At 65.8% G+C, this 19,865-nt stretch carries 19 protein-coding genes, 1 pseudogene and 1 riboswitch; all 20 genes and pseudogenes read left to right on the top strand.

Annotation, left to right across the window (positions count from 1 at the left end; translation table 11 throughout):
• The first annotated feature begins 12 nt into the window (after positions 1-12).
• The 20 genes and pseudogenes from LDB29_RS22885 (at position 13) to LDB29_RS22980 (ending at position 19,374) form a co-directional block, all read left to right on the top strand.
• A complete protein-coding gene (locus LDB29_RS22885; RefSeq protein WP_257541778.1) occupies positions 13-717 on the top strand; it encodes a glutamine amidotransferase in 705 nt (234 codons plus the stop codon).
• Positions 693-1,961 (top strand): serine hydroxymethyltransferase, encoded by a 1,269-nt coding sequence (glyA, locus tag LDB29_RS22890; protein WP_373886181.1) that lies wholly within the window; start codon positions 693-695, stop codon positions 1,959-1,961. The genes LDB29_RS22885 and glyA overlap by 25 nt, the downstream gene beginning before the upstream one ends.
• On the top strand, positions 1,954-2,688 hold the full coding sequence (locus LDB29_RS22895; RefSeq protein ID WP_257541783.1) for a YggS family pyridoxal phosphate-dependent enzyme: 735 nt from the start codon (positions 1,954-1,956) through the stop codon (positions 2,686-2,688). The genes glyA and LDB29_RS22895 overlap by 8 nt, the downstream gene beginning before the upstream one ends.
• A complete protein-coding gene (gene pdxY / locus LDB29_RS22900; RefSeq protein WP_257541785.1) occupies positions 2,688-3,515 on the top strand; it encodes a pyridoxal kinase in 828 nt (275 codons plus the stop codon). The genes LDB29_RS22895 and pdxY overlap by 1 nt, the downstream gene beginning before the upstream one ends.
• 8 nt (positions 3,516-3,523) lie before the next feature.
• Positions 3,524-4,812: pseudogene (gene hemA / locus LDB29_RS22905) on the top strand (5-aminolevulinate synthase).
• On the top strand, positions 4,799-6,052 hold the full coding sequence (locus tag LDB29_RS22910; protein ID WP_257541787.1) for an MFS transporter: 1,254 nt from the start codon (positions 4,799-4,801) through the stop codon (positions 6,050-6,052). The pseudogene hemA and the gene LDB29_RS22910 overlap by 14 nt, the downstream one beginning before the upstream one ends.
• 80 nt (positions 6,053-6,132) lie before the next feature.
• Positions 6,133-7,032 carry a LysR family transcriptional regulator gene (locus LDB29_RS22915; RefSeq protein ID WP_257541789.1) on the top strand — a complete coding sequence of 300 codons (900 nt, stop codon included), beginning with the start codon at positions 6,133-6,135 and terminating at the stop codon, positions 7,030-7,032.
• 153 nt (positions 7,033-7,185) lie between these two features.
• Complete coding sequence (locus LDB29_RS22920) at positions 7,186-9,174, top strand: conjugal transfer protein TraG (RefSeq protein ID WP_257541791.1); 1,989 nt, start codon at positions 7,186-7,188, stop codon at positions 9,172-9,174.
• A gap of 10 nt (positions 9,175-9,184) precedes the next feature.
• Positions 9,185-9,646, top strand: a complete 462-nt coding sequence (locus LDB29_RS22925) for a CopG family transcriptional regulator (RefSeq protein WP_257541793.1) — start codon at positions 9,185-9,187, stop codon at positions 9,644-9,646.
• 143 nt (positions 9,647-9,789) lie between these two features.
• On the top strand, positions 9,790-10,782 hold the full coding sequence (gene trbB / locus LDB29_RS22930) for a P-type conjugative transfer ATPase TrbB (RefSeq protein ID WP_257541795.1): 993 nt from the start codon (positions 9,790-9,792) through the stop codon (positions 10,780-10,782).
• Positions 10,779-11,111 (top strand): TrbC/VirB2 family protein, encoded by a 333-nt coding sequence (locus tag LDB29_RS22935; RefSeq protein WP_257541798.1) that lies wholly within the window; start codon positions 10,779-10,781, stop codon positions 11,109-11,111. Before trbB ends, LDB29_RS22935 begins: the two co-directional genes overlap by 4 nt.
• Complete coding sequence (locus LDB29_RS22940; protein WP_257541800.1) at positions 11,111-11,392, top strand: VirB3 family type IV secretion system protein; 282 nt, start codon at positions 11,111-11,113, stop codon at positions 11,390-11,392. Before LDB29_RS22935 ends, LDB29_RS22940 begins: the two co-directional genes overlap by 1 nt.
• An 11-nt stretch (positions 11,393-11,403) precedes the next feature.
• Positions 11,404-13,860 carry a conjugal transfer protein TrbE gene (trbE, locus tag LDB29_RS22945; RefSeq protein ID WP_257541802.1) on the top strand — a complete coding sequence of 819 codons (2,457 nt, stop codon included), beginning with the start codon at positions 11,404-11,406 and terminating at the stop codon, positions 13,858-13,860.
• Complete coding sequence (gene trbJ, locus LDB29_RS22950) at positions 13,857-14,639, top strand: P-type conjugative transfer protein TrbJ (RefSeq protein WP_257541804.1); 783 nt, start codon at positions 13,857-13,859, stop codon at positions 14,637-14,639. Before trbE ends, trbJ begins: the two co-directional genes overlap by 4 nt.
• A gap of 20 nt (positions 14,640-14,659) precedes the next feature.
• Positions 14,660-14,947 (top strand): putative entry exclusion protein TrbK-alt, encoded by a 288-nt coding sequence (gene trbK-alt / locus LDB29_RS22955; RefSeq protein ID WP_257541806.1) that lies wholly within the window; start codon positions 14,660-14,662, stop codon positions 14,945-14,947.
• A gap of 3 nt (positions 14,948-14,950) precedes the next feature.
• On the top strand, positions 14,951-16,309 hold the full coding sequence (trbL, locus tag LDB29_RS22960; RefSeq protein WP_257541808.1) for a P-type conjugative transfer protein TrbL: 1,359 nt from the start codon (positions 14,951-14,953) through the stop codon (positions 16,307-16,309).
• Positions 16,306-16,995 carry a conjugal transfer protein TrbF gene (gene trbF / locus LDB29_RS22965; RefSeq protein ID WP_257541810.1) on the top strand — a complete coding sequence of 230 codons (690 nt, stop codon included), beginning with the start codon at positions 16,306-16,308 and terminating at the stop codon, positions 16,993-16,995. The genes trbL and trbF overlap by 4 nt, the downstream gene beginning before the upstream one ends.
• Positions 16,992-18,005, top strand: a complete 1,014-nt coding sequence (trbG, locus tag LDB29_RS22970; protein WP_257541812.1) for a P-type conjugative transfer protein TrbG — start codon at positions 16,992-16,994, stop codon at positions 18,003-18,005. Before trbF ends, trbG begins: the two co-directional genes overlap by 4 nt.
• A gap of 47 nt (positions 18,006-18,052) precedes the next feature.
• Positions 18,053-19,150, top strand: a complete 1,098-nt coding sequence (locus LDB29_RS22975) for a TrbI/VirB10 family protein (protein ID WP_373886197.1) — start codon at positions 18,053-18,055, stop codon at positions 19,148-19,150.
• A 2-nt stretch (positions 19,151-19,152) separates the two neighbouring features.
• A complete protein-coding gene (locus LDB29_RS22980; protein ID WP_257541816.1) occupies positions 19,153-19,374 on the top strand; it encodes a DUF2274 domain-containing protein in 222 nt (73 codons plus the stop codon).
• A gap of 117 nt (positions 19,375-19,491) precedes the next feature.
• Positions 19,492-19,709: riboswitch (cobalamin riboswitch) on the top strand.
• The last annotated feature ends 156 nt before the right edge of the window (positions 19,710-19,865 follow it).

The following is a 19,865-nucleotide window of genomic DNA, read 5'->3' on the forward strand; positions in this document are numbered from 1 at the left end:
GGAGCCCCTGCCATGCTCAAGACGGCGGTCGTCATCCGGCACATCCATTTCGAGGATCTCGGAACCTTCGAGGCCGTGCTGACGGCGGCCGGCTACAGGATTCACTATTACGATCTCGGTGTGCATGAGCTTTGGACGCTTGATCCGCCGCTTGCCGATCTGCTCATCGTGCTTGGCGGCCCGGTGGGGGTCTATGAGACCGACGCCTATCCGTTCCTGGCCGAGGAACGGCAGATTCTGGAAGCACGGCTGGAGGCGGGATGTCCGACTTTGGGCATATGCCTCGGCGCGCAGCAGATCGCGGCGACGCTCGGCGCGAAGGTCGCGCCGAGCGGACACAAGGAAATCGGCTTTTCGGAGCTGACCCTGACCGATGCCGGACGGGTTGGGCCGCTCCGGCATCTGGAAGGCGTCTCCGTCCTGCACTGGCACGGCGACGCCTTCCAAATCCCCGAAGGTGCCGAGAATCTTGCGACGACGCCGCTTTGCGCGGCGCAGGGCTTCGCGCTCGGCCGCAACGTCCTCGGACTCCAGTTCCATCCCGAGGTGGACGCCTGCGCCGGGATCGAACGCTGGCTCGTCGGCCACGCAGCCGAACTGGCCTCGGTCGGCATCGACCCGCGAAGCTTGCGCGACGAGGCCGTCTGCCACGGACCAGCCCTGCGCGATGCCGCGCGCAGGATGCTCACGGAATGGTTGCAGGGGTTGGAACAATGACGACAGGGATGGACACCGCACTCACCGATGCCATCGGGGAGGAAGCGCGGCGGCAGCAGGATCATATCGAACTGATCGCATCGGAGAACATCGTCAGCGCGGCCGTGCGCGCGGCGCAAGGCTCGATCCTCACCAACAAATATGCCGAGGGCTATCCGGGCCGGCGCTATTATGGCGGCTGCGAAGCGGTCGATAAGGTCGAGCAACTGGCCATAGACCGGGCCTGCCGGCTATTCGGCGCGGCGCACGCCAATGTGCAGCCCCATTCGGGCGCCAACGCCAATATCGCGGTGCTGTTCGCGCTGCTCGATCCAGGCGACCGGATCATGGGCCTCGATCTCGCCTGTGGCGGCCACCTGACGCACGGATCGCCGGTCAGCCTGTCTGGACGCTGGTTCGAAGTCGTTCCCTATAACGTGCGCGAGGACGACGAACGGATCGACTATGACGAACTGGAGCGCCTTGCCCGCGAGAACAGACCGCGTCTGATCTTCGCTGGCGGGTCCGCCTATCCACGCGGGATCGACTTCGCGCGGATGCGCGCCATCGCCGATGCGGCGGGCGCCTGGCTGGTCGCGGACGTGGCGCATTATGCCGGGCTGATAGCCGCCGGACTTTACCCCAATCCCTTGCCACACGCGCATGTCGTCACGTCCACGACGCACAAGACACTACGGGGACCGCGTGGGGGCCTTATCCTCACAGAAGATTCCGTCCTGGCGAAGAAGATCGACAAGGCGGTGTTTCCCGGCACGCAGGGCGGCCCGCTCATGCACGTCATCGCCGCGAAGGCCGCGAGCTTCGATGAAGCCCTGCAACCGACGTTCCGCGACTATGCCCGCGCCGTCGTCGCCAATGCGCGGGCGCTCGGCGATGTGCTGATCGCGGGGGGGCTGCGCCTCGTTACGGGCGGGACCGACTGTCATCTCCTACTGGTCGATCTGCGGCCCTTCGGCGTCACCGGCAAGGCGGCGGTCGAAGCGCTGGAGCGCTTCGGCCTGACCGCCAACAAGAACGCGGTTCCGTTCGACCCGCTGCCGCCGACCGTCACTTCCGGCATCCGTCTCGGCACGCCCGCCGCGACCTCGCGGGGCTTCGACGAAGCGGCGTTCCGCGAGGTGGGCGCGCTGATCCTTGAAGTGCTCGGCGCGCTTCGGGCCGGACACGAGCCCGATCCATCGGTGCGCGACCGGGTTCGCCGGCTGACCGAAGCCTGGCCGGTCGAGGGAAGAGCAGATGGCTGACATCGGCGCCAGCCTCGCAGCCGTCCGGCAGAAGATCGCCGACGCCGCGATCCGGTCGGGACGCTCGCCGGATGCGGTGCGCTTCGTCCTCGTGACGAAGACCGTACCGCCCGAACGTGTGCTGGATGCGATCCGCGCCGGCGCGACCGACCTTGGCGAGAACAAGGTGCAGGAGGGACGCGGCAAGGCGCAGGCGCTCACCGGCGAGCCTGTCCGCTGGTCGATGATCGGCCATCTCCAGAGCAACAAGGTGAAGGATGCGCTGCGCTTCGCGCATGAGGTGCAATCGCTCGACCGCCTGTCTCTCGCGACAGCACTCGAAAAGCGTCTCCAGCATCTCGGGCACGGCCTCGACGTGCTGGTGCAGGTCAACACATCGGGCGAAGCCAGCAAATATGGTCTTACGCCCGACGACGTGCCTGCGTTTCTGCGCGAACTCTCCGCCTTCGACGCGCTGCGCCCGAGGGGGTTCATGACGCTTGCCACCTTCACGCCCGATGAAGCCGAGGTGCGCCGCTGCTTTCGTGTGCTGCGCAGCATACGGGACCGCGCGCTGGCCGACGCCCCGCAAGGCGCGAACCTTGCCGACCTCTCCATGGGCATGTCAGGCGATTATGCCTGGGCGATCGAGGAAGGCGCGACCATCGTGCGGGTGGGACAGGCGGTGTTCGGCGCGCGGCCGCTTCCCGACTCCCACTATTGGCCGGGCGCGGCGGGGACCGCCTGATGCTGGTCATCTCGATCCAGAGCCAGGTCGTCCACGGCCATGTCGGCAACAGCGCCGCCGTCTATCCCATGCAGGCCGAAGGCGTGACGGTGGCCGCCGTTCCCACGGCGCTCCTTTCCAATCATCCCCATTACCCCACGATGCGGGGCACGGTGCTGGACGCCGAACTTGTGGCGGACCTGCTGCGCGGGGTCGAGGAACGCGGGCTGGTCGAACGCGCCACGGTGCTGCTCACCGGCTATCTCGGGTCGCCGGAGATCGCCGGGCATGTGGCCCGCTTCGTAGCCGACGCCCGGACACGCAATCCGAGCCTCGTCTATCTCTGCGATCCCGTCATGGGCGACGAGGATCTCGGCATCTTCGTCGCGGACGGCCTGACCGACATATTCCGTGACCGGCTCGTCCCGCTCGCCTCGATCATCACGCCCAACCAGTTCGAGCTGGAGCTTCTGGCCGGGATGAAGGCGCGTGACACGGCGGGGCTGCTGACGGCGAGCGACCGCATTGCGCACGGCGAGCGACTGGCCGTGATCGCAACCGGATGCACGCTTGCCGATACGCCGGATGGCCAGCTCGAGACGGTGCTTTGCGCGAACGGGCTGACGACGCGGATCGCCACGCCGCGCCTGCCGATCCGCCCATGCGGGACCGGCGATCTCCTGAGCGGCCTGGTCGCCGCTCATGTCGCGCAGGGCATGGACCTTGAAACCGCGCTACGCCGCGCCGTCGCGGGCACATACCGGGTGCTGGAGCGCACACGGCAGGCCGGCGCGGAGGAGATGTGTCTTTTTCCGATGACGGCGCATGTCGCCACCCAATCTGATTGATGGAACCCATGAACGGCTTCGATTTCGCATCCTGCTTCGCCGAAACGCTGCAAACCCTGCGCCGCGAGGGGCGCTATCGGATTTTCGCCGATCTCGAACGGGATGCGCGCAGCGGCATCCATGCCTACGACCACAGGGCGGGCCGCCGTGTCACCATCTGGTGCTCCAACGACTATCTGGCGATGGGTGTTCATCCAGACGTCATTCGCGCGGCGGCGACTGCGCTGGAGCAATACGGCGCGGGCGCGAGCGGCACGCGCAACATTTCAGGGACAACCCATGAGCATGTTCTGCTCGAACGGGAACTGGCCGACCTGCACAGCAAGGAATCCGCCTTGCTGTTCACATCCGGCTATGTGGCGAACGACGCCGCATTGTCATCGCTTGGCCGTTTCCTGCCGTGCTGCGTCATCTTTTCCGACGAACTCAACCATGCGTCGATGATCGAGGGCATTCGCCACTCGGGCGCCGACAAGCGGATTTTCAGACATAACGACTGGCGCGATCTCGAACGGAAGATCGCTTCCGTCTGCAAATACCGGCCCAAGATCATATGTTTCGAGAGCTGCTATTCCATGGATGGCGATTTCGCCCCCATGGAGGCGATCTGCGACGTCGCCCGGCGGCATGGCGCGTTCACCTATGTCGATGAAGTGCATGCGGTCGGCCTCTATGGCGCGCGCGGGGCCGGCGTGGCGGAGCGGGACAGCCTGCTCGACCGCATCGACATGTTCCAGGGCACGCTCAGCAAAGGCTTCGGCGCGATCGGCGGATATATTGCTGGCAGTCGCGATGCGGTCGATTTCGTCCGCAGCCATGCTCCCGGCTTCATTTTCTCCACCGCTCTGCCGCCCTCGGTCGTATCGGGCATCCGCGCCGCCCTTCGTCATGTGAGGGAAGATGGCTCGGCGCGCGTTGCGCTCGCGAGGCGCGCGGCCTCGCTCAAGGCCAAGATGCTCGCAAACGATTCCCGGTCCTGCCGAGTCCAAGCCATATCCTGCCGGTGATGATCGGTGATGCAGCGCTCGCAAAAGCCGTCACCGACCGGCTCATGGCCGAGGATGGAATCTACATTCAGCCGATCAACTATCCCACCGTGCCGCGCGGGACCGAGCGGCTGCGCATCACGCCGACACCGCTTCACACGGACGAGGACGAAGATGCACTCATCGCGGCGCTGGTCGCGGCGCGCGAAGCCTTTCCCCGCTGGAGAGAACTCACGCGGGAGGCGGGACCGGCCATTCCCGCTTCTGTCTCGCCCGTTTCCATCCGGGAGGATGCCGATGCAGCCTCGTGATGAAACAGGAACGCCTCCGCGCGAATATGCGCCTGCCACCGGCCCGGCGCCGACCACGGCCATTCCGCGCGACACCGGGTTGTCCAGAACCACGACGTGGCTGTTCGCGCTCGCCGCCGGCCTCAGCGTCGCCAATACCTATTACGCGCAGCCATTACTGGACACGATGGCGCGGGATTTCGAGACTGCACCGGCCACCATCGGCCTCGTCGTGACGCTGACCCAGATCGCCTACGGCCTGGGGCTGATCTTCATCGTCCCTCTCGGCGATATTGTCGATCGCCGCCGACTCATCGTCTGTCAGGGCATCCTGTCGGTGATCGCCCTCGTTTCGATCGCACTGGCGGCATCGGCGGCGGTGCTGTTCGTCAGCCTCGTGGCGATGGGCCTGATGGCCGTCGTCATCCAAATCCTCGTTGCCTTCGCCGCGACTCTGGCGCGGCCCGAGGAACGCGGCGCGACCGTAGGCATCGTGCCCAGCGGCATCGTCATCGGCATTCTCGGAGCGCGTTTCGTCGCCGGACTTCTGGCCGATCTCGGAGGCTGGCGGGCAGTCTATATGACCTCCGCCGCTCTGACGCTCGCCATGGTCATCCTTCTCTCGCGTGTCCTTCCTTCGAGCAGATCATCAGGCAGCACCGACAGCTATGGGACAATCCTTCGTTCCACGCCGGTCCTTTTCCTGACAGACCGCACACTTCTCGTTCGTGGTCTCCTGGCGATGCTCATCTTCGCGGCATTCGCCACGCTCTGGACCGCGCTGGTGTTGCCGCTCAGCGCCGCGCCCTTTTCCTACTCGCACACACAGATCGGCCTGTTCGGTCTCGTCGGCCTCACCGGAGCACTGGCGGCGACCGGAGCGGGCAAGCTCGCGGATCGGGGATGGGGTCAATGGACAAGCGGCGTATCGCTCCTGCTGCTGCTGGCATCATGGGGACTGATTGCCTTTCTGCCGCGCTCGATCCCGATCTTCCTCGTCGGCGTCGTCCTTCTCGACCTTGCCGTGCAGGCGGTCCACGTCACCAACCAGAGCATCATTCTCAATCGCCATCCCGAAGCGCGCAGCCGCCTCGTTGGCGGCTACATGGTGTTCTATTCCATAGGGAGCGCGACCGGAGCGTTCACCTCCACCATGATCTACGCCCTGGCGGGCTGGCAAGGCGTGGCGCTGCTGGGAGCCGCGTTCAGCGCTGCCGCTCTGTCGATATGGGCTGCGACCCGCCGCCTGCCGATCGGTTAGGTGGGCGAGCAATGCGCAGGCGGCCTTTGCGACAGTCGGATGGAAGAGGGCCGCCTTCGCTTCTCAGCAGGCGCTTCCCGATGGCAACGCTGATACAGACGCTTGCCGTTGCCGAGTATCTCAGCTTCCATCGCGCCGCGCAGGCGCTTGGCACCAGCCAATCCAGCGTCAGCCAGCGGATCAAGGCGCTGGAAAAGGATCTGGGCGTGGTTCTTTTCGACCGCAACACACGCGGCGTCCGGCTCACCGAGCCCGGCCGCCGTTTTGTCGATCAGGTCCACGACGCCCTGGGCATCATCGACCACGCGATCATATCAGCCGGGATGCAGGCACGCGGCGAGGACGGCGACATTTGCGTCGGTGTCCATGCCCTCACGCCAGGCTGCACTCTCGACCGTCTGTTTGAACGGTTCCGCAGTGAGCATTCCGGCATCCGCCTGCACATCGCCGAAGGCACGGCGCGCGAGGCGCAGATCATGGTGCGCGAAGGCAGGCTCGATGTCGCCTTCATGGCCTGCACCCACGAGATTCCCGACCTCAATTCCCGCGTGATCTGGCGCGACCGCCTGATGGTGGGGCTGCCCGCGCATCATCCCCTGGCGGCCCGGTCGGATGTCGAATGGCGAGAGCTTGCGGAAGAAACCTTCCTCGTTCGCCATGGCGGCACCGGCCCGCAGGTGCATGACATGATCGTGGTCCGCTCCGCCGGGAAATGGCCCACGCCCCTGATCCAGCGTATCGATGTGGGGCGCACCGCGCTCCTGTCGATGATTGCCGCGGGGCATGGCATTTCGCTGTTCGTCGAGGAAGGCGTGGCGGCAAGCACGGCGAACGTCACTTTCCTGCCGATCCGCGACGAACCTGAAGCCGTCGCCTTCTCGGCCGTCTGGTCGCCACGAAACCATGATCCGGCGCTTTTCAACCTGCTCACTCTGGCGACAAACATAGGCCGCCAGCATCCGAAGCCTGATTCGCGGTAACTCACCCTGACGGTGCCGGATGGCGCGCCCCGCAACCCCTCCGATTTACCGCCGATGGTATCCGGCAGCCCTACGACTGCGCCTTTATTGTTGATCCCTGCGAATTTGCCCATCTTCTGATCGGCTCCACTTCTCTTGCCGATTGGAGTCTGTATGCGCGGAGGTCGAATACTCTGGGGTCAAATTGCTATCGTCATCACCATTGTCATGGTGATGACATGGGCCGCAACGCAATGGGTGGCGTTCCGGCTCGGCTTTCAGCCTCAGCTCGGAAACCCATGGTTCGATTTAGCCGGTTGGCCGTTCTACCATCCGCCCGCCTTCTTCTGGTGGTGGTTCTCCTTCGACGCCTATGCGCCGACGATCTTCATGGAGGGGGCGGTCATCGCCACGTCCGGCGGCATCCTCGCCATCGCCGCCGCCATCTTCATGTCGATCATCCGGGCGCGCGAAGCCCGCAACGTCGCCACTTACGGTTCGGCGCGATGGGCCGAGACCAAGGAAATCCGCAGCGCCGGTCTCCTTGGCCCCGATGGCGTCCTGCTCGGACGCTATGATCGCGACTATCTGCGCCATGACGGTCCCGAGCATGTCCTGTGCTTCGCCCCCACGAGGTCCGGCAAGGGCGTCGGCCTCGTGGTGCCGACGCTGCTGACCTGGCCGGGAAGCTGCATCGTTCATGACATCAAGGGCGAGAACTGGACCCTGACAGCCGGCTTCCGCGCGAAGCATGGCCGCGTCCTGTTGTTCGATCCCACGAACGCGAAGTCTTCAGCCTACAACCCGCTGCTGGAAGTGCGGCAGGGCGAGTGGGAAGTCCGCGACGTGCAGAATATCGCCGACATATTGGTCGACCCGGAAGGCAGTCTCGACAAGCGCAACCACTGGGAAAAGACCAGCCACAGCCTGCTGGTCGGCGCGATCCTGCATGTCCTCTATGCAGAGCCGGACAAGACGCTGGCGGGCGTCGCCAACTTTCTGTCAGATCCACGCCGCCCGGTCGAGGCGACCTTGCGCGCGATGATGGAAACACAGCACCTGGGCGACGCAGGAGTTCATCCCGTCATCGCCTCGTCGGCGCGCGAACTGCTCAACAAAAGCGAGAATGAACGGTCGGGCGTGCTGTCCACCGCCATGTCGTTCCTGGGCTTGTATCGCGACCCCGTTGTCGCGCGCGTCACGGCGCGCTGCGACTGGCGCATTGCCGATCTTGTCGGAAGCAAGCTGCCCGTCAGCCTCTACCTTGTCGTTCCGCCGAGCGACATCAACCGGACGAAACCGCTGATCCGGCTCATCCTCAACCAGATCGGCCGCAGGCTCACCGAAGAATTGACGCTATCGGGCAAACGGCATCGCCTGCTGATGATGCTGGACGAGTTTCCCGCATTGGGCAGGCTCGATTTCTTCGAGTCCGCCCTGGCCTTCATGGCGGGCTACGGTCTCAAGAGCTTCCTGATCGCCCAATCGCTCAACCAGATCGAGCGCGCCTATGGCCCGAACAACAGCATTCTCGATAACTGCCATGTGCGCGTCGCCTTCGCCACGAACGATGAGCGCACCGCCAAGCGTGTGTCGGATTCGCTCGGCACCGCGACCGAGATGCGCGATTCCACCAACTATGCCGGCCATCGTCTTGCGCCGTGGCTCGGCCATCTCATGGTGTCGCGGCAGGAGACCGCACGGCCGCTACTGACCCCCGGCGAGATCATGCAGCTTCCGCCCGCCGATGAAATCGTCATGGTCGCCGGCACCCCGCCAATCCGGGCGAAGAAGGCGCGCTATTTCGAGGATGCACGCCTTCAGGAACGCATCCTGCCGCCGCCCGAACTGGCCGCCGCAACGGCCGGGCCGCCCGCGCCAACCGACGACTGGACAAGCCGCGTCATCGGGACGGCGAACCAGCCCGCGACCAACGCCACGACCGGGACCGACAGCGATCCCGACAATGCCGGTATCCGCCGTGAGCCGGAATTGCCAAGCCAAGAGGAAATCGTCCCGCCGCCGACACCGCCGGCCCAGGAGTTCGACATTCTGGACGACGAACCGGACGTGGACGCCGCCAAGGCCCGCGCGCTTCGCGCGCGTATGCGGCTGATCGCCCGGCAGGCGACGCTCGACCCCGATGACGGCATCGATCTTTGAGGCGCCGCCCATGACGACCCGCACCCGCATGAATGTCTATTTCGCGCCCGACTTGCTCAAACAGGTCGAGGCGCTCTCACTGCGCCGGCAGGTATCGAAGTCCGCCATTGTCGAGGCGGCGGTCGCTTCCTTCCTGTCGGGCGACACGTCGGATCGGCTCGAAGCGGCCATGTCGCGCCGCCTGGACAAGATCGGCCGGCAGATCGGAACATTGGACGAGGATCTCGCCGTGCTCGGCGAGACCCTTTCCTTGTTCGTTCACTTCTGGCTGACGATGACCCCGCCTTTGCCGGACAGCGCCAGGCAGTCAGCGCGGATCAAGGGGAATGAAAGGTTCGAGGGCTTCATGCAGAACCTCGGCCGCAGGCTGGCGAACGGAGACAGGTTCCTGAAGGAACTGTCGCGTGACATGGATTCGCTTCACGACAGTCCGCCGCAAGATCAGACGAAGACCGATGGCGATGCTGACTAGGATTTCAACCCATCCTATTTGCCGCCGATGGCCGCCGGTCGCCGCACGGGCGTAAATACTTGTTGAACCAGCCCAATTTCAGGCCCTTTTAATCGACCCCGTTGCGGGGTCCGTCTGTTGCGCCCCGCCGGAATGGGGCCGACATGACGACGCATCAGCACAAACCGGAGGCCATCGCACGCGGAGCGCGGATGCTGCGCACGGCGCTTGGGCCTTCCATCGCCCGGTTTCTCGAAGACCCCGGCGTCATCGAGGTGATGCTGAACCCGGACGGCCGTATCTGGATCGACCGACTGTCCGAAGGTCTGGCCGATACCGGCGAGATGCTGTCCCCCGCCGATGGCGAGCGCATCGTCCGGCTGGTCGCCCATCATGTCGGAGCGGAGGTTCACACCCGCGCGCCCCGCGTCTCGGCGGAGCTTCCCGAGACCGGCGAGCGGTTCGAAGGGCTTCTGCCGCCTGTTGTCTCCGCGCCCGCCTTCGCCATCCGCAAGCCCGCCGTCGCGGTGTTCACATTCGAAGACTATGTGGCGGCCGGCATCATGTCCGCCGATCAGGCCATGACCTTGCGAGAAGCCGTTGCCGCACGCGCCAACATCCTCGTCGCGGGCGGCACCTCGACCGGCAAGACGACGCTCACCAATGCGCTGCTGGCCGAGGTGGCGAAGACGCAGGATCGCGTCGTCATCATCGAGGACACGCGCGAGTTGCAATGCGCCGCGCCCAACCTTGTCGCCATGCGGACCAAGGATGGCGTGGCGACGCTTTCCGATCTGGTCCGGTCCAGCCTTCGCTTGCGGCCTGATCGCATTCCCATCGGTGAGGTGCGCGGGTCCGAAGCCCTCGATCTGCTCAAAGCCTGGGGCACCGGACATCCCGGCGGCATCGGCACCATTCACGCCGGTTCCGGCATCGGCGCGCTGCGCCGCCTCGAACAGCTCATCCAGGAAGCCGTCATCACGGTCCCGCGCGCCCTGATCGCAGAGACCATCGACCTTGTTGCCGTCCTCGCCGGGCGCGGTTCCGCACGCCGGCTGGCCGAACTCGCCCGCGTCGAAGGGCTGGGACCGGACGGCGACTACCGCATCACCCATCCCATCGCTTTGGCAACCACCTCGAAAGGAGACCCCTCATGATCCCTACATTCTCCCGCGCCTGCCGCTTCGTGGCGACATCGGCGGCCGCCGTTTCCATCAGCCTGATCCTGGCGCCCGCCGCACACGCATCCGGCTCGTCCATGCCCTGGGAAGCGCCGCTTCAGAGCATCCTCCAGTCGATCGAGGGGCCAGTCGCCAAGATTATCGCGGTCATAGTCATCATCGCCACCGGCCTGGCGCTGGCGTTCGGCGACACGTCGGGCGGTTTCCGGCGGCTGATCCAGATCGTGTTCGGCCTCAGCATCGCTTTCGCGGCGTCGAGCTTCTTCCTCTCGTTCTTCTCGTTCGGCGGCGGAGCGCTCGTCTGATGGCGGGCGGCCTCGAACAACTCGACGCGGTGCCTGGCTTCACGATCCCGGTCCACAGGGCGCTGACCGAGCATATCCTGCTCGGCGGCGCTCCGCGTTCGATCGCGATTCTGAACGGAACGCTGGCCGGCGCCGTGGGCCTCGGCCTGCGCCTCTGGCTGGTCGGTCTCGCCATCTGGGCCATCGGCCATGTCGCAGCGGTCTGGGCCGCGAAACGTGATCCGCTCTTTGTCGAGGTTGGCCGCAGGCATCTGCGCATCCCCAGTCATTTGTCGGTCTGACGGAGGCGCACATGATGAACCTTGTCGAATATCGCCGCACCGCCAGCCGTCTCGCGGACTTCCTGCCCTGGGCTGCGCTGGTTGGCTCCGGCGTCGTGCTGAACAAGGACGGCTCGTTCCAGAGAACGGCGAAGTTTCGCGGTCCCGATCTCGACTCCGCCGTCGCAGCCGAGTTGGTCGCGGTCGCGGGCCGGATCAACAACGCCGTGCGTCGTCTCGGCTCCGGCTGGAGCATTTTCGTCGAGGCACAGCGCAGCGAAGCCGCGACCTATCCCGCGAGCCAGTTTCCCGAAGCCGCATCGGCATTGCTCGACGCCGAGCGCAAGGCCGGTTTCGAGGAAGCGGGCACGCATTTCGTGTCCGGCTACTTCCTGACCTTCCTCTGGCTGCCGCCCGCCGAGGACGCCGCCCGTGCGGAAACCTGGCTCTATGAGGGGCGCGAACAATCCGGCGTCGATCCATGGGAGCTGCTGCGCGGCTTCGTGGATCGCACCGACCGGGTGCTGGCGCTGCTCGACGGCTTCATGCCGGAATGCCGCTGGCTCGATGACACCGGCACGCTGACCTATCTCCATTCGACGGTTTCCACCAACCGGCACCGCGTCCGCGTTCCCGAAGTGCCGATGCACCTCGACGCGCTGCTCGCCGATCAGCCGCTGACCGGCGGCCTAGAGCCGCGCCTTGGCGACCAGCATCTGCGCGTCCTGACCATCATCGGCTTTCCGACCGCGACGACGCCGGGCCTGCTCGACGACATGAACCGGCTGCCGTTCCCCTATCGGTGGAGCACGCGCGCCATCCTCATGGACAAGACGGATGCGACCCGGCTGCTGACGAAGATCAGGCGGCAGTGGTTCGCCAAGCGCAAGTCGATCGCCGCGATTCTCAAGGAAGTCATGACCAACGAGGCATCCGCCCTCGTGGATACGGACGCGGCGAACAAGGCCCTCGATGCCGACATGGCCCTGCAGGAACTCGGGGCCGACGTCGCCGGCCTGGCCTATGTCACGGCCACCATCACCGTCTGGGATGCCGACCCGCGCATTGCTGACGAGAAACTGCGCCTCGCCGAGAAGATCATTCAGGGCCGCGACTTCACAGCGATGCCCGAAACCGTCAACGCAGTCGATGCCTGGCTCGGCAGCGTGCCCGGCCATGCTTACGCCAATGTTCGGCAGCCGCCGATCAGCACCTTGAATCTCGCCCACATGATCCCCCTCTCGGCGGTGTGGGCGGGGCCGGAACGGGATGAGCACTTCGGGTCGCCCCCCTTGCTCTATGGCAAGACCGAGGGAAGCACCCCGTTCCGGTTATCCCTTCATGTCGGCGACGTCGGCCACACCCTCGTCGTCGGCCCGACCGGCGCGGGCAAATCCGTGCTGCTCGCCCTCATGGCCTTGCAGTTTCGCCGCTATGCGGGATCGCAGATCTTCACGTTCGACTTCGGCGGCTCGATCCGGGCCGCGTCCCTCGCCATGGGCGGCGACTGGCACGACCTCGGCGGCGGGCTGACGGAAGGGGACGAGGCATCCGTCTCGCTCCAGCCGCTCGCCCGTATCGACGATACCTATGAGCGCGCATGGGCTGCCGACTGGATCGCCGCCATTCTCGGTCGGGAAGGTGTCCCGGTAACGCCAGAGACCAAGGAATATATCTGGACGGCGCTGAACTCGCTCGCGTCGGCTCCGGTCGGGGAGCGCACCATCACCGGCCTGACGGTGCTGCTGCAATCCAACGATCTGAAACAGGCATTGCGGCCCTATTGCATCGGCGGGGCCTATGGCCGGTTGCTCGACGCCGAGACCGAACACCTCGGCTCGGCGGATGTGCAGGCGTTCGAGATCGAGGGACTGGTCGGAACCGGCGCGGCGCCCGCCGTGCTCGCCTATCTGTTCCACCGCATCGGCGACCGGCTCGACGGGCGGCCGACCCTGCTCATCATCGACGAGGGCTGGCTGGCGCTGGACGATGAAGGCTTCGCGAGCCAGCTCCGCGAATGGCTGAAGACGCTCAGGAAAAAGAACGCCAGCGTCATCTTCGCCACGCAGTCGCTCTCCGACATCGACGGCAGCAATATCGCGCCCGCCATCATCGAAAGCTGCCCGACACGGCTGCTCTTGCCGAACGAACGCGCGATCGAACCGCAGATTACCGCCATCTATCGCCGCTTCGGCCTCAATGACCGGCAGATCGAGATCCTCGCGCGGGCAACGCCCAAGCGGGATTACTACTGCCAGAGCCGCAGGGGAAATCGCCTGTTCGAGCTGGGCCTCAGCGAAGTCGGCCTCGCGCTTTGCGCCGCATCGTCCAAATCCGATCACAACCGCATCGCCGAACTCGTCGCCGAGCATGGCCGGGATGGCTTCCTTGGCCAGTGGCTACGCCTGCGCGGCGTCGATTGGGCGGCCGACCTGATCCCCGACCTCAGCAATCTCATCCCCCAGACCGAGAAGGAGTCCCAATCATGACCATTCGTAGTTTTCGCCCGCGCGCCATGTTCCTGGCCGCGACCATGCTGGCCGTGCCGCTCGCACTTTCGCCCATGCTGAACAGCCCGGCACACGCGCAGTTCGGCCTGGGCGGGATCGTCTATGATCCCAGCAACTATGCGCAGAACCTGCTCACGGCCGCGCGCACGCTGCAGCAGATCAACAACCAGATCACCTCGCTTCAGAACGAAGCGACCATGCTCATCAATCAGGCGAAGAACCTGGCCAGCCTGCCTTATTCCTCGCTTCAGGCGTTGCAGCAGAACGTCCAACGCACGCAGCAGCTTCTCGCCCAGGCACAGAACATCGCCTTCGACGTGCAGAAGGTCGATCAGATTTTCCAGACCCAATATGGGAACGTCTCCATGTCCGCGACCGACGGCCAGCTTGTCGCCGACGCGCGGTCCCGCTGGCAGAACACGGTCGGCGGATTGCAGGACGCCATGCGCGTCCAGGCCGGCGTCGTCGGCAACATCGACACCAATCGCACGCAGATGTCGGCGCTTGTCGGCCAGAGCCAGAACGCGACCGGCGCGCTGCAAGCCACGCAGGCGGGCAACCAGCTTCTCGCCCTCCAGTCGCAGCAGCTTTCCGACCTGATCGCGCTGATGTCGGCCAATGGCCGCGCGCAGGCGCTGAGCGAAGCCGAACGCGCCACCGCCGCCGAGCAGGGTCGCGTCCAGCGCGAGCGCTTTCTGACGCCGGGATCGGGCTACCAGCCCGGCAATGCCCGGATGTTCGGCAACGGCAACAACTGACCGAGCAGGAGGGGCGTGACATGGACGGCAAGATGCTGGCCCGGCTGGGCGCGATCATATTCGTCGCCATCGCCATCACCGCCACGGTGATCGAGATGACCCGGCAGGACGAGCCAGCGCGCGGCAGGCCCGCGCCGGAGCTACAGCGCCCCGCCGATCCGTTGCGCCAGAGCCTGCGCGCTTGCCAACGTCTTGGCGAGGCGGCCGCGAGCGATCCCGGCTGCCTCGCCACCTGGGCCGAAAGCCGCGATCGGTTTCTCGGCCGGACGCCGGCGCCAGCCACCTCGCATCAGAACGAGGGGCGGTGAACCATGGGCGGCACCGGCGTCATCGACTCGTTTCTAGGCGTATTCACGTCGTATATCGACAGCGGGTTCGGCCTTCTCGGCGGCGAGGTCGGCTTTATCGCCACCACGCTGATCGTCATCGACGTGACGCTCGCCGCCCTGTTCTGGAGCTGGGGCGCGGATGACGACATCATCGCGCGGCTGGTCAAGAAAACTCTGTTCGTCGGCGTCTTCGCCTACATCATTTCCAACTGGAACAACCTGGCGCGCATCGTCTTCGAGAGCTTTGCCGGTCTCGGCCTGAAAGCGTCCGGCACCAGCTTCTCCACGGCCGATCTGATGCGGCCCGGAAAGGTGGCGCAGACCGGCCTCGACGCGGGCCGTCCGCTGCTCGACTCCATCTCCGACCTGATGGGCTACTGGTCGTTTTTCGAGAATTTCATCCAGATCGCCTGCCTGCTGTTCGCCTGGGCGCTGGTCATCCTTGCCTTCTTCATCCTGGCAATCCAGCTCTTCGTCACCCTGATCGAGTTCAAGCTGACCACCTTGGCGGGGTTCGTCCTGATCCCGTTCGGCCTGTTCGGCAAAACCGCCTTCATGGCCGAGCGCGTGCTCGGCAATGTCATCTCTTCGGGCATCAAGGTGCTGGTGCTGGCGGTCATCATCGGCATCGGCTCGACACTGTTTTCGCAGTTCACCGCCGGTTTCGGCGGAGCCACCCCGAGCATCGACGACGCGATGGCGATCGTGCTGGCCGCGCTTTCGCTGCTGGGCCTCGGCATTTTCGGACCCGGCATCGCGTCCGGCATTGTCTCAGGCGGCCCGCAGCTTGGCGCTGGCGCGGCCGTTGGCACCGGCCTTGCCGTGGGCGGCGCAGCGCTTGCCGCGGGCGGCGCGGCAGGTCTCGCCGTGAAGGGGGGCGCTGCCGCCTTGTCCGGCGGCGCTGCGGCCGTTCGGGGCGGCGCGACGGCCGCAGGCAGCGCCGCAGCGACCTACAGCATGGCTTCGCTCGGTCAGTCGGGCGCGGCAGGCGTCGCCTCCGGCCTTGGCGGTGTCGCCCGCGCCGCAGGCTCCGCTGCCGTCTCGCCCCTGAAGCGCGCCGCTTCCAAAGCCTCCGAAAGCGTCAAATCCAGCTTCTCCGATGGTGCACGCGCGGCCTTTGGCGTGACCGGCGGCACATCCACCGCAGGCACGGCCGGAGGCACAGGCGCAGCCCCCGCAGCATCATCTTCCCCCGCTGGAAGTCCCCCGGCCTGGGCGCAGCGGATGCGGCGATCCCAGGCCGTGAACCACGGCGCCACCATGGCCGCCCACGCGGTGCGCTCCGGCGACGGCCACGGAGGCGGCTCTTCCGTCAATCTTTCTGAAAGTGACCGCTCATGAGCATCTTCAAAAGACCATCGACCCATTACGGCAAATCGCCGGAACCGGAGACACCCTATCAAAAGGCCGCACAGGTCTGGGACGAACGCATCGGTTCGGCCCGCGTGCAGGCGAAGAGCTGGCGCTATATGGCCTTCGGCTCGCTGATCCTGTCGGCCGGCTTCGCCGCCGCCCTTGTCTGGCAATCGGCGCGCGGCACGGTCGTGCCGTGGGTGGTGCAGGTCGATAATATCGGCCAGTCGCAAACGGTCGCTCCGGCAGTTGCCGACTATCGGCCGACCGATCCGCAGATCGCGTTCCACCTCGGCCGCTTCATCGAACAGGTCCGCGCGATTCCGGCTGACGCCATCATCGTCCGACAGAACTGGCTCCGGGCCTATGAATGGACCACGGATCGCGGCGCGGCGGCCTTGAACGATTATGCCCGCAGCAACGACCCGTTCACCAAGGTCGGCCGGCAACAGGTCGCCGTCGAGGTGTCCAGCGTCATCCGGGCATCGAACGACAGCTTCCGCGTGGCCTGGACCGAGCGTCACTATGAGAACGGCCAGCTTTCCACGACCGAACGCTGGACCGCGATCCTGACCATCGTGATCCAGACCCCGCGCGACGCCGAGCGTCTGCGTGCCAATCCGCTCGGCATCTACGTCAACGCAATCTCATGGTCGCGGGAGATGAGCCAATGATCTCCGCGACCTTCCGCCAAGCCGGCTTTACCGCTCTCCGCAAACCCGCCTTCGCGGCTTTGATGCTGTCCGCCACCATGCTCGCCGGCTGCGCCACCAACCGGACGCAGTTCAGCTACGACGCCGACGTGCCCTCGCTACCCGTCGTGGAGGCCCCCGCAACTGACGATCAGTCTCGTCCGTTGCATACGCCGCCCGCATGGACGGTCGCGCGCGGCGGGACCGCTGCCGGGACATCGGCAGGCCGGGTCGAGAACGCCAATGCCGCCGCCCGTGTCGAGCCGCGCCGCGAGGGCTATTATAACGCCATCCAGATCTATCCCTGGTCGGAAGGCGCGCTCTATCAGGTCTATGCCGCACCGGGACAGATCACCACGATCGCGCTGGAGCCGGGCGAGAGCCTGACCGGCGCGGGTCCGATCGCGGCAGGCGACACAGCCCGCTGGATCATCGGCGATACCGAGAGCGGTAGCGGTGCGACCCGGCGCGTCCATATTCTCGTGAAGCCGACCCGGCCGGACATCGCCACAAACCTCGTCGTGACGACAAGCCGGCGTACCTATATGATTGAGCTGCGTGCCCGCGAGGCGCTCTATATGCCGTCCGTCGCCTGGGCCTATCCTGCGCAGCCGGCAGGGCAGGGTCAGACCGTTCCCGCCGCGCCGATCATCCCGACTGAGGCGGCGCGCAACTATCGCTACGGCCTGACCGGCGACAATCCGCCGTGGAAGCCCATCTCCGTCTTTGACGACGGCCGCCGCATCTATGTCGTCTTCCCGCGCGGCATCGTGCAGGGCGAGATGCCGCCGATCTTCGTCATCGGCTCCGATGGCGAAACCCAGATCGTCAACAGCCGCATTCACCAGAACATCCTGATCGTGGACCGCCTGTTCGGCGCCGCCGAATTACGCCTTGGCAGTGGCGATCGTCAGCAGACCGTCAGGATCGTCCGCATCGAGCAACGGCAGGCCGCACAGCCCGCAAAGGCGACCGGAGAATCCCCGTCATGACCGAAGACACGACTACTGTAGAAGCCGCACCGGACACCACCGCGCCGATGCGGCTGCGAGCCGAACCGCCCCGCGTCACCCGTCTGTCCCGTAAGACGCTGGCTGGGGTAGGAGCCGTCGCGCTGTTCGGGATCGGCAGTGCGCTGATCTATGCCCTCCAGACCCGCGATATGAGCGGCAGCGGCGAAGAACTCTACTCGACCGAGAATCGTGCAACGGCGGACGGGCTATCCGGCCTGCCGCGCGACTATACCGGCCCCGTCCTGGGGCCGGCCTTGCCCGGCGATCTCGGCGGCCCGATCCTCGACGCGCAGAACAGGGGGCAGCCTGTCACGCCGCCGGTCATGGCGACGCCCGCCGTCGATCCCGCCGAACAGCGCCGCATCGCCGAGGAAGAGGCCGCGCGCGTCAGCCGCGTCTTCTTCCAGACCGCCCCCGGAACAGGGGCTGCAAGCCCGAGTCTCGCCGGCCTTGGTCTGACCGGCCAGCCTGGTGCTGCCGGCACGCAGGACCGGCATACCGCCTTCCTCAATGGCCCGGTGGATCGGCAGACTGTCGCCCTGGACCGCATCATGGCCCCCGCATCACCCTACATCCTTCAGGCCGGAGCCGTGATCCCGGCAGCGATGATTACCGGCATCCGTTCGGACCTTCCCGGCCAGATCACCGCGCAGGTGACGGAGAATGTCTATGACAGTCCGACCGGCAGCCTGCTCCTGATTCCGCAGGGGACGCGCATCATCGGCCAATACGATGCCGGCGTGACCTTCGGCCAGCGTCGTGTCCTTCTCGTCTGGAACCGCCTGATCCTGCCAAACGGCCGCTCGATCGTGCTGGAGCGACAGCCCGGAGCGGACGCCAGCGGCTATGCCGGCCTTGAAGATGGCGTTGACTATCACTGGTGGGATCTGATGAAGGCAGCCGGGCTGTCAACGCTGCTCGGCATCGGCACCGAACTGGCGACCGACGACGAGGACCGGCTGATCCGCGCCATCCGCGACGGGGCGCAGGACACCATCAACCAGGCCGGGCAACAGATCGTCCAGCGCCAGTTGCAGGTCGCCCCGACGCTGACCATCCGACCGGGCTTCCCGGTCAGGGTCATCGTGACGCGGGATCTCGTCCTCGAATCCTACAGGAATTGAACATGGCAAAGCTGAAACTCGGCCCGCTTCCAGACGACAAGCCGGTGAAGTTCACGCTGGAACTGCCGGCGCAGCTTCATCGCGACCTGACCGACTACGCCGAGGTGCTGGCCCGCGAGAGCGGCCAGACCCCCGCCGATCCCGTCAGGCTTGTCGTGCCGATGCTGGAACGGTTCATTGCCACGGATCGGGGATTTGCAAAGGCTCGACGGTCAGCCGGGTAATCGGCTGACGGATTCACCTGATTCCCGACAGAGTATGGCCGCGCCGTGCAATCTGGATCAGTCCCCGCTTGCTTCACACACGGCTTAACCTTACGGCAATCATTAGGTTTGCAATAGTGAGCCTATGATCGCGCCGGTTCCCCGAGAGGGGATTAAAACGGGAACGCGGTGAGGATGGTCCGCCATCCGAATCCGAGGCTGTCCCTGCAACTGTGAGCGGCGAGCGCGATGCACACGGGGTTTCGGCCTCAAGCCACTGAGCGAGAGCTTGGGAAGGCCGTGCATCAAGCCTTGACCCGCAAGCCAGGAGACCTGCCGGCGTCTGGTCGCTCTTGCTTTGGTCCAGGGGATGGCCGGGGCACGGTGTATTCCGTCTGAGCGACGAACGTGCGGCGGGGGCCGCATCGGTCGTGTGACGGGCGCTTGAGGCGTCCGCCCGCTCTCGCGCCCGACCGTTCGTGACGGCACGCCCCCGCCCGACAGGGTTCGGC

It is taken from the genome of Sphingobium sp. CFD-2 (assembly GCF_024611135.1).
In the GTDB taxonomy this organism is placed as follows: domain Bacteria; phylum Pseudomonadota; class Alphaproteobacteria; order Sphingomonadales; family Sphingomonadaceae; genus Sphingobium; species Sphingobium fuliginis.